This is a genomic window from Thalassospira sp. MCCC 1A02491 (assembly GCF_001613785.1).
GTDB lineage: Bacteria > Pseudomonadota > Alphaproteobacteria > Rhodospirillales > Thalassospiraceae > Thalassospira > Thalassospira povalilytica.
On sequence record NZ_LPVX01000028.1, the window covers coordinates 131,822 to 141,434 of the forward strand.

A 9,613-nucleotide genomic window follows, 5' to 3' on the forward strand; every position below is an offset into this window, starting at 1 on the left:
TCCGTCACTTGAATTTCTGTTCATCAGGATCGGCCCGGGCAGTCCCCGGCCGAAAGACTATTTCTTTTTGCCAAATGCCTTGGCAAGGGCTTCGGCCATGGCCGAAGCAGCATTGCTGACCGGTGTGTCCGCACGTTCAACGCGGACTTTTGCCGCACCGGACAAATCATCCAATCCGTCGCCGTCGCGCTTTTGCAAACCGGCATCCGCATCGCCATCCTTTTTGGCCGGTTTGGCGTCCGGCTTGTCCTTTTTCGGTGCCTTTGGCTTGGGCGGGTTCACAATGGCCGAGACCTTGCTCATAAAGCCACCGTCATCGCCCTTGACCAGCCGCCCGAATTCGGCGGCAACACCGTCCAGAAGCGTCATCAGCCAGCCATCCTGCTCGGCCTTGGAGAAATCCCCAAGAACATGACCATGCACACGGGATTTGTCCCCGGGATGACCAATGCCAAGACGAACGCGGCGATATTCCTTGCCACAATGGGCGTCAATGGATCGCAAACCGTTATGCCCGCCATGTCCGCCTCCGCGTTTTACGCGCAATTTGCCCGGTGGCAAATCCAGCTCATCATGAAGAACAATAACGTTTTCGACCGGAATTTTATAAAAGCGCAGCACTTCGCCAACGCTTTGCCCCGACAGGTTCATGAAGGTTTCCGGTTTCAGAACCAGAACTTTCTGACCGTTCAATTCACCTTCGGAAATCTGGCCCTGAAACTTTTTGCGCCAGGGACCAAAAGAATAGCGGCGGACGAGTTCGTCCGCCGCCATGAAGCCAATGTTGTGGCGATTGGCGGCATATCCCGAACCCGGGTTTCCCAATCCAACCACCAAAAACATCGTAAGACCTCGATCTTATTCTTCGGTTGCTTCTTCTTCGTCTTCGTCTGATTCGGCATTTTCTTCCGATTTCAGAGCGGACGGAGCAGCAACAGTCGCAACGGTGAAGTCACGGTCGGTGATCGCAAGCTCGACACCTTTCGGCAGGGTAATTGCCGAAATGTGGATCGAGTCACCAACTTCAACGCCAGAAAGGTCGAAGACCAGCTCTTCCGGAATTGCATTCGGAGCGCAGATGACTTCAACATCGTGACGAACAACGTTAAGAACACCACCTTTTTTGATGCCCGGGGATTTCTCTTCGTTTTCGAAGCGAACCGGAACTTCAACGTGGATGGTCTGGCCTTTTGCAAAGCGCAGAAGGTCAACGTGCATGATTTCGTCGGTAACTTTGTCGAACTGAACGTCGCGCGGCAGAACTTCGTATTTCTCTTTGCCGACTTCAACAGTCAGAACATGAGAATAGAAGCCCGGCTTATGCAGAAGTTTCCAAAGCGGACGCGGGTCAATCTGGAACAGAACAGGTTCCTGTTTTGCACCATAAATAACACCAGGGACCATACCGGCACGACGCACGGCACGGGCGGCCCCCTTTCCGGCCCGTTCACGGATTTCCGCAGAGATAACAGTATTTGCCATCGGAAAATCTCCTTGAACTAGTAAAATATTGTCTTCGCAGGTTGGTGAAAATCACCGCTGAAAGCCCACGAAAACAAGCGCGGTGGCCTCCAGGGGTGCCACCGCGGCGAGGGCCTTATACCCTCAATCGAAAAGAACGGAAACAGATTTTTCTTCCGAGATACGGCGAATGGCTTCTGCCATCAGCGGCGCAATCGGAAGCTGTCGGATTTTTGCGCAATCACGCACCGCATCCGAAGCCCGGATGGAATCGGTGGTAACGACTTCGGTCATCGGCGAATTGGCAATACGTTCGACCGCCGGGCCCGACAGGACACCGTGGGAGACATATGCCGCAACCGACGATGCGCCGCGCTCTTTAAGGGCACCGGCTGCATTGCAAAGGGTACCGGCCGAATCAACGATATCGTCAACCAGGATGCAGGCCGCATCCTTGACGTCACCGATAACGTGCATCACTTCGGAAACACCGGCCTGCGGGCGACGTTTGTCAATGATCGCAAGTTCGGCATCAAGGCGTTTTGCAACGGAACGCGCACGGGCAACACCGCCGACATCCGGGCTGACGATGACCAGTTTCTGGCCTTCGAACTTGTTGCGGATGTCGCTGGTCAGAACCGGCGATGCAAACAGGTTATCAAGCGGAATGTCGAAGAAGCCCTGGATCTGACCGGCGTGGAGGTCCATGGTCAGAACGCGGTCTGCACCGGCAACCGTGATCAGGTTGGCAACAAGCTTTGCCGAAATCGGGGTACGGGGACCCGATTTACGATCCTGACGGGCATAGCCGAAATACGGAATGACAGCCGTGATGCGACGTGCAGACCCACGACGCAGCGCGTCGAGTATCACCAGAAGTTCCATCAGGTTGTCGTTTGCGGGGAAAGAGGTGCTCTGAATGACAAAAACGTCCTCACCGCGGACGTTTTCCTGAATTTCACACCAGATTTCCTCATCGGAGAAACGCTTAACATCTGCACGGGTAAGCGGCAGATTCAGATGGTCAGCAATTGCCTCAGCCAACGGGCGGTTACTGTTACCAGCGAGGATCTTCATAGCGGGGCCTCGGTTAATGGGTGCCGGGAAAGCGAAAAAACAAATTCTATTGCGAATCCGGGTCGGTGCATTCTGCCGGGATGGTTCCCTGCTTGCCTTGTCGCCCAAAAGCCCGGAAACCGGGGAAACCCCGCCCGGATCGACGACATGTTCACGACACTCAAAGACCATATATAGGCAAACCCGCACCTTGGCAGATCGCGGCGGCTTTATAACCAGCCGTTAACAGTCTGTAAATGGGCCCAGTGACAAATCACGACAAGGCAGTCATGCATCAGGCGATCATCCCGGCCCGTCTCCCGGTTCCTGCCCGGTTCTCGCCCGGTTCTCAAACTGCCCTATCGCGCCGAAAGTGTCTTTTTATCTGCGCGCAATTGCAATTGCTTGCGCGTGGCAATCTGTCCAAGAACCCCTTCAAGGGTTTCGACCGCGGCCTGTGCCGCAAGTGACGCCACCGCCCCCCAGTATTTATCAAGACTGCCATGGGGCACGACATTGTTCTGGTTCATCTGGCCAAGCTCACTGCCATCGGGTTCCATGATCACCCATTCGATCGAAACCTTGTCGACCGGCGGTTTCTGACCGTTTTCAATCGGGCTGACATCAATGGTCGCAGACAGAATGACACTGTGTTCCCCGATATCCTTGTTATCAACAAGAATGCCCTTTGACTGCAACAAGGCCCCGGCGGACCGCGCAAGGGCGGTGTTCCCGTCACCCGGCGCACCGGCAAAATCGATCAGGGCAACCTTCATGAAAGGTGCCGCCTTGAAGGCCGACCGGTCGCCGGTAATCATAAAGGCAATCTGATCGGCGGACTCGGCCACCAGCCCGTCATAGGTCTTGTGGATCGGATTTTCCTTGATGCCGTCAAGCTCGCGTACTTTCTCGGCAAACTCCTTGGGCAGGGCAAGATTGCTTTCTTCCGGGCCGTTCGGACTGTCGGCAAACCATTGTTCGGCAGACAATTCACCCTGGGCGCGCGCGGTATCGATCGCAAGCCCGTCCGGGCGCATCAAAACCCAGGTCACATCAAGCTTCGCCCCGTCTTCGACCAGATTGGCCACCACATTGGGACGCAGGATATAATCCCCGCCAATCAGACTGTCGCTATAGGCCGGAATATCCCGATTGCGAAGGGCACGCGCCATCGCCCGTGCCAGATGTGCCGATGCCCCGTCCGGCAAATCATCCCCTGCCTCGACCCGAACCGTTCCGGCATCGCGCAATTCCAGAAGCGACGGATCACCTTCGCGTCCCGCCCCCTCGAACGGGCGGGGCAAATCACCACACGCCGCCAGCGGCGCCAACACCAACATGCAAAGAACAAGGGAACGGAGGATCGATTTCATAACGTCACTTATATATTCACATCAAAACGCAACCGACCATGGTCACGATGATCATAAAGAAAAACAGCATAATCATATGCGGCATGACGTATCCCCCCGGGCCGTTTGCGGCCCTACGCCTCGGTTAACATGATTGCGGAAAGTTGCCGGCCATAATCGGGCTCCTTGCGAAGCGTGGTCCGGCGATAACTGTAAAACAAGTCTTCTTCAGCCAGGGTATCGCGCGCCACCAGTTCGACCGATGCAATACCGGTCGCAATGGTCCGGCGGCGTACATATTCGGGCAGATCGAACATGAAATGCCCGTCGCGCACCGATGGATCAAACAAATCATCACTGCCTTCCGGGCCGCCCAGAATGGTCTCGCGAAACGCGCCATCCACTTCATAGGATTTTCGCGCAATGCACGGGCCAACAGCGGCGGTGATATTTTCGCGCTTCGCACCAAGCTTTTCCATCGCCGCAACCGTGCTGCCCGAAATCCCGCCATATGATCCACGCCATCCGGAATGGCACGCGCCGATCACGCCTGCAACCGGATCATGAAACAGAACCGGTGTGCAATCGGCGGTCAGAATTCCCAGCATGATGCCCGGCCGGTCTGTCACCATCGCATCGGCCTTGGGGGCCTCGTCACGTGAAAGCGGCCGGTCAAGAACCGCAACATCGGTGCCATGGACCTGATACACCGTCGTCAGGTTTTGCGCATCCGTTGCAAAGGCCGATGCCGCGCGTGCCCGGTTTTCTGCCACCCGGTTCTTGTCATCATCTGACCCGAACCCGACATTCAGCCCGCCATGGATGCCATCACTGACCCCGCCCTTGCGGCTCAGGAACCCGTGGCGCACCCCGTCCTTCCCCGAAAGACGTTCGGCTTCAAACCAGATCAGACCGTTTGACGAACGTTCAATACCGTCAGTGATCGGATGGGTCATGGTTTGCGGGCTCCAAGGTTTGAATGGTCGGTATTTATCCTGCGACACCGCTGACGCAAGGTGGCGGCGTGGTCTCGCGACCATACCCGATCAGAACTTTAAAAAGCGTTCCCATCTGATCGGCATCAACAAGTCGCGCCAGCGCCTGGTCAATCGCAACCGCCTGCTGTTCATCGGCACCGGTTTTCAAAAGCTCGGCACGCTGTTCAATGCCCAGCATCCTAAGAAACGTCCCCTGGGTCAGAACCGCACCGGTTCGTGCCCCGGCTTCGTTCATCGCCCGTGCGATGGCGGCAAAATCCACATGCGCCGTCAGATCGGCATCCCCCGGATCACGCAGGACCGGGTGATATTCATGCCCCTTCAAGGCCTGCAAGGTATCGCCAAAGGCACTGCTTGGATGACCATAATCAATAAACAGTGCCGCCCCGTGGGTTTCATTCAGACGGCGCGCGACCTGATCGGCGATGGCAATTGCCGGCGCGCAGCTTTCAAAGATGTCACCTTTTTTTGCAGACCCGCGCAAGGTCGCGGGGATCAGCGCATCGGTCACCGGTGTTTCGCGCCCGCGTACAAATCCCAGTTCACCACTGTCGGCATCAACACCGACAAGCCGTTCCGACCATCCATGATCGCCGCGTTCGAACTGGCGGATCGGCAATGCATCAAAGAATTCATTGCCGATGATGATGGCCGGGACATCCGCACGGACCGGAATATTGTCAAACGCTTCATGCCAGGTTGCCGGTATGCCCGATGCCATGATGGCGGTTTGCTGATGGGTACGCAAAACCGGGCTGGTTTCGACAAACCGCACGGTCAGCGCATCCCCAAATCCCGGCACATTGCGCACTGCCCGTAGGGCATCGGCCATCAAGGTGCCACGCCCCGGTCCCAGTTCGATCAGATCAATCTTGGGCGGACAGCCCATCTGTTGCCAGCTTACCGCCGCCCACAGCCCGATCAGTTCGCCAAACATCTGGCTGACTTCGGGCGCGGTGATAAAGTCACCGGCCCGCCCGAACGGGTCCTGCTTGCGGTAATAACCATATTCCGGATGGGCCAGGGCCTCATTCATGAAATCGGCAATGCTGATCGGCCCGGAAAGCGCGATCCGGCGTTTGATATGATCAAGAAGTGGCAACGGGGTTTCAGGCACCTGGCTCACGCGGCTTCTGCCTCTTTGGGATGCTGGCGGGTTTCAATCGGAGCTGATTTCATCGCATAGACAATACATCCGACACCAACCAGAACCATCGGAACCGACAAAAGCTGCCCCATGGTCGCCCCGCCGGCAAGGAAGCCAAGCTGCGCATCAGGCTGGCGGAAGAATTCGACAATGATCCGCGAAATGCCATAGCCGGCAACGAACGTGCCGCCCAGAATACCCGGGCGATGGCGTACAAACGCACTGCGCGACAGAACAAACAGCACAACAAACAGGATCAACCCTTCAAGGGCTGCTTCATAAAGCTGGCTGGGATGGCGCGGTTCGGGTCCGCCATTGGGGAACACAATCCCCCAGGCCACATCGGTTGTGCGTCCAAACAGTTCGCCATTGATGAAATTGGCAATCCGGCCAAAGAACAAACCGATCGGGGTTGCCACTGCGGCGGCATCCAGCACGGCAAGGATCGAAATCCCGCGTTTGCGCGCAAACAGGATGATGGCAACAATCACCCCCATAAAACCGCCATGGAATGCCATGCCGCCCTGCCAGACCTTCAGGATATTGGCCGGGTTCTCAAGGTAATAATCCAGATTGTAAAACAGGATATAGCCCAACCGGCCACCAAGGATCACGCCAAGCGTTGCCCAGAACAGCAAATCATCCACATCGCGTTTGCTCATGATGTTGGGCGTCTTGGTGCAGTAATAAACCACATATTTCCACCCCAGCAGCAACCCGGCAATATAGGCCAGCGCATACCAGCGAATGGCAATCGGGCCGATGGAAATCGCAATCGGGTCTATCGCCGGAAAGGCAAGGCTGAGCATCGGGGAAACTCCGGTTGGCAATCAGTTGTCAAAATGGATGATGTTCGTGTCCCAAAGGATATGGGCAGCATCATGGCAAACCGGCTGACGATATCGTGCGATTTGGCCCTTGCTGCGACACATCCGGCAATTACCGGAACGGGTCCTCGGTCGCGAGATAATCCTGGATATAAAGACGCACCCCTTCTTCAAGCGATGTCATCTCGGCGGCGTAACCGGCCTTGCGCAGCTTGGCCATATTGGCTTCGGTGAAATACTGGTACTTGTCGCGGATGGCTTCCGGCGTCGGGATGTAATTGATCACCGGCTCCTTGCCCATGGCGCTAAACACCGCCAATGCCAGATCCTTGAAGCTGCGCGCCTTGCCGGTCCCGATATTGAACAGATCGCTGACTTCCGGATTGTCATACAGCCACATGATGATATTGACGACATCCCCGACCCAGACAAAGTCGCGCAACTGCCCGCCATCCTCGTAATCCGGGTGGTGGGATTTGAAAAGCGTTGCCGTTTCACCGGCTGACAGCTTGTCAAACATTTGCGAGACGACCGACCGCATGCCGCCCTTATGGTACTCATTCGGGCCATAAACGTTAAAAAATTTAAGCCCTGCCCACTGTTTGGGGCGGAAACCGTTCTGATCAAGAATGCGACGGAACCGGCGGTCGGTCGCATGTTTCGACCAGCCATAGGCATTAAGCGGTGCCAGCTTTGCCAGATCGTCGGCATCAAAGCTGTCATCGAACCCCTGTTTGCCATCGCCATAGGTCGCGGCAGATGATGCATAGATCAGGCGCGCGGAATGACGCGAACACCATTCCCAAAGCCAGGTCGTCAGTTTCAGGTTGTTGTTCAGTATCTTGTCGGCATCGGTTTCCGTGGTCGCGGATATCGCGCCCATGTGGAAAATGGCCTCGACATCCCCGGAATGCTTTTCAAGAAATGCCGGCAAATCATCGGGATGAACAATGTCGCGCAGATTGCGTTTGGCGATGTTTTTCCATTTGATACCGTCGCGCAGACGATCGACGACAACAATTTCGGTTTCACCGCGTTCTTCAAGGGCAGCAACAATATTGGAACCGATAAAACCGGCACCACCGGTGACGATAAGCATTGCATTCTCCTGGCGGGCTCAGCCCATTAATCAAATTTTCTGGTCACTTTATAGGACCGCCCCTGATCTGGAGCAAGAAAAGCCACTTAAAATCACGATATCGTCAAACTGATAACAAAACCTGCTGCGACTGATCGGATGATCGGCTTGCCCTGTCAGGCCAAACACCCATATTATGCGCAACACTTTGATCCAAAAGCCGGAGACCACAACAATGCAGATCAACAACCGCATTCTCGACGACCTTACCCGTGTGACCAATTCTGCACTGGGCACCATGACCGGCGTCAAAGGCGAAGTTGATGCCCTTGTCCGTCAGCAGTTTGAAAAAATCCTGATGGGCATGGATATGGTCACCCGCGAAGAATTCGACGTTGTTCACGACGTTGCCATCAAGGCCGCCGAACGCATCGATGCGCTTGAAGCCCGCATTGCCGATCTTGAAAAGCGCCTTGAAACTGCGGAATCCGCCGCGGCACCGGCTAGCAAACCGGCGGCAAAACGCACCGCATCAAAATCAGCTGCAAAAAAAGACTCCTAAGCGCGGTTTAATCCCCACATAAAGGGATGCAGACCGTCTTATCAGGATCGCGGAAAGGTCGATCAGACCGATAAAACGGATCAGGGTTGACCCCATTTCCGAAATTCATTGCTGTCCTGCGTCGCGGGACGGTTGAAAGACGGCGGGCACCGGCATATAGTGCGCGCCCTTTCGCACATGCTGATACAGGCTGGGTATATATGAACGACCAAATGGAGGATATTGGCGACCTGGGCGACGAAAATCCGTTGCTTCTTGTCGAAGATATCGCCCGCACGAACCAATGGCATCTGGAACGACGCAGCTCAGACGAGGTGGTGGTCGAAATTCCGGCCCACTGGTGTACCTATCTGGTCTATTTCACCTGGCGCGACGATGCCGAAGCACTGCATATTGCCTGCTGCTTTGATCTGTTTGTGCCAGAACCGCTGCGTCCGCGCATGTATGAACTGGTGACCAAATGCAATGAACAGCTCTGGATCGGGCATTTCGGATTGTGGCTCGAAGAAAACATGCCACTGTTCCGTCATACCCTGCTGTTTGGTGGCGATGTCCCGCCGATGGTCGAACAGTTCGAAGAACTGATCGATATCGCGATTTCGGAATGCGAACGCTTCTTCCCGGCCTTCAACTTCGTGCTTGGACAAGGCAAGTCACCTGACGAAGCCCTGACCCATGCCATGCTTGAACCGGCCGGACAGGCATAAACCGCCTTTCGCATATGTTTCGAATAAGTGCGGCCCTGCCCTTTTTGATCAATGCCGGACCGCACCAGACCGCCTCCCCTCAAACCGCCAATCTCTTTGCAACCGCGACCGGCATAATCGCCGGTCCGTGCTTGACACATGCGAATCTGAAACATTCCCTTCATTTCCAGTACCGCCCCTGTTACGGGGTCCGGCCTGAGCAACCCTGTCCACGTGATCGCCAAAACCTCCGCCGCCCCCGGCAAGGTAAGGACGAAGCCACGAGACAGTTTGCTCCCCATGCCCCGCCGGTCACCGCGACCCGGCCCGAGCCCCCCGTCCCAGTGATCGCCAACACCACCACCGCCTCCCGGCAAGGTAAGGCGGCGGCGCCAGACAGTTTGCCTCCCCATCCCCGCCGGTCGCCGCACCCCGGCCCGAGCACC

At 56.1% G+C, this 9,613-nt stretch carries 10 protein-coding genes; 2 read left to right on the forward strand and 8 right to left on the reverse strand.

From position 1 onward, the window contains the following. Positions 1–57: 57 nt before the first annotated feature. The 8 genes from pth to rfaD form a co-directional block, all read right to left on the reverse strand. Positions 58–843, reverse strand: coding sequence for an aminoacyl-tRNA hydrolase (gene pth, locus AUQ42_RS09630; protein WP_068518866.1), 786 nt, complete (start codon positions 841–843; stop codon positions 58–60). Between the two features lie 15 nt (positions 844–858). Then, positions 859–1,482 carry a 50S ribosomal protein L25/general stress protein Ctc gene (locus AUQ42_RS09635; RefSeq protein WP_068518867.1) on the reverse strand — a complete coding sequence of 208 codons (624 nt, stop codon included), beginning with the start codon at positions 1,480–1,482 and terminating at the stop codon, positions 859–861. Between the two features lie 123 nt (positions 1,483–1,605). Beyond that, positions 1,606–2,538 (reverse strand): ribose-phosphate pyrophosphokinase, encoded by a 933-nt coding sequence (locus AUQ42_RS09640; protein WP_068518868.1) that lies wholly within the window; start codon positions 2,536–2,538, stop codon positions 1,606–1,608. 338 nt (positions 2,539–2,876) lie between these two features. Further along, positions 2,877–3,890 (reverse strand): hypothetical protein, encoded by a 1,014-nt coding sequence (locus AUQ42_RS09645; protein ID WP_068518869.1) that lies wholly within the window; start codon positions 3,888–3,890, stop codon positions 2,877–2,879. Between the two features lie 113 nt (positions 3,891–4,003). Further along, complete coding sequence (gene pgeF, locus AUQ42_RS09650; RefSeq protein WP_082817809.1) at positions 4,004–4,825, reverse strand: peptidoglycan editing factor PgeF; 822 nt, start codon at positions 4,823–4,825, stop codon at positions 4,004–4,006. Positions 4,826–4,859: 34 nt separating this feature from the next. After that, positions 4,860–5,993, reverse strand: a complete 1,134-nt coding sequence (locus AUQ42_RS09655; protein ID WP_082817810.1) for a class I SAM-dependent methyltransferase — start codon at positions 5,991–5,993, stop codon at positions 4,860–4,862. Then, on the reverse strand, positions 5,990–6,823 hold the full coding sequence (lgt, locus tag AUQ42_RS09660; RefSeq protein WP_068518870.1) for a prolipoprotein diacylglyceryl transferase: 834 nt from the start codon (positions 6,821–6,823) through the stop codon (positions 5,990–5,992). Before lgt ends, AUQ42_RS09655 begins: the two co-directional genes overlap by 4 nt. A gap of 130 nt (positions 6,824–6,953) precedes the next feature. Then, positions 6,954–7,940, reverse strand: a complete 987-nt coding sequence (rfaD, locus tag AUQ42_RS09665) for an ADP-glyceromanno-heptose 6-epimerase (RefSeq protein ID WP_068518871.1) — start codon at positions 7,938–7,940, stop codon at positions 6,954–6,956. A gap of 214 nt (positions 7,941–8,154) precedes the next feature. On the opposite strand from rfaD, the gene AUQ42_RS09670 reads away from it, so the two are divergent. Further along, positions 8,155–8,481: an accessory factor UbiK family protein gene (locus AUQ42_RS09670; protein WP_068518872.1), complete on the forward strand. Its 327-nt coding sequence runs from the start codon at positions 8,155–8,157 to the stop codon at positions 8,479–8,481. 200 nt (positions 8,482–8,681) lie between these two features. Next, positions 8,682–9,188 carry a YbjN domain-containing protein gene (locus tag AUQ42_RS09675; RefSeq protein ID WP_170310086.1) on the forward strand — a complete coding sequence of 169 codons (507 nt, stop codon included), beginning with the start codon at positions 8,682–8,684 and terminating at the stop codon, positions 9,186–9,188. The last annotated feature ends 425 nt before the right edge of the window (positions 9,189–9,613 follow it).

Bases quoted from the DNA above. Each gene is read 5' to 3' on its own strand.
- AUQ42_RS09670 (WP_068518872.1), top strand. From the start codon at position 8,155: ATGCAGATCAACAACCGCATTCTCGACGACCTTACCCGTGTGACCAAT.
- rfaD (WP_068518871.1), bottom strand. From the start codon at position 7,940: ATGCTTATCGTCACCGGTGGTGCCGGTTTTATCGGTTCCAATATTGTT.
- AUQ42_RS09645 (WP_068518869.1), bottom strand. From the start codon at position 3,890: ATGAAATCGATCCTCCGTTCCCTTGTTCTTTGCATGTTGGTGTTGGCG.
- AUQ42_RS09635 (WP_068518867.1), bottom strand. From the start codon at position 1,482: ATGGCAAATACTGTTATCTCTGCGGAAATCCGTGAACGGGCCGGAAAG.
- pth (WP_068518866.1), bottom strand. From the start codon at position 843: ATGTTTTTGGTGGTTGGATTGGGAAACCCGGGTTCGGGATATGCCGCC.
- lgt (WP_068518870.1), bottom strand. From the start codon at position 6,823: ATGCTCAGCCTTGCCTTTCCGGCGATAGACCCGATTGCGATTTCCATC.
- pgeF (WP_082817809.1), bottom strand. From the start codon at position 4,825: ATGACCCATCCGATCACTGACGGTATTGAACGTTCGTCAAACGGTCTG.
- AUQ42_RS09675 (WP_170310086.1), top strand. From the start codon at position 8,682: ATGAACGACCAAATGGAGGATATTGGCGACCTGGGCGACGAAAATCCG.
- AUQ42_RS09640 (WP_068518868.1), bottom strand. From the start codon at position 2,538: ATGAAGATCCTCGCTGGTAACAGTAACCGCCCGTTGGCTGAGGCAATT.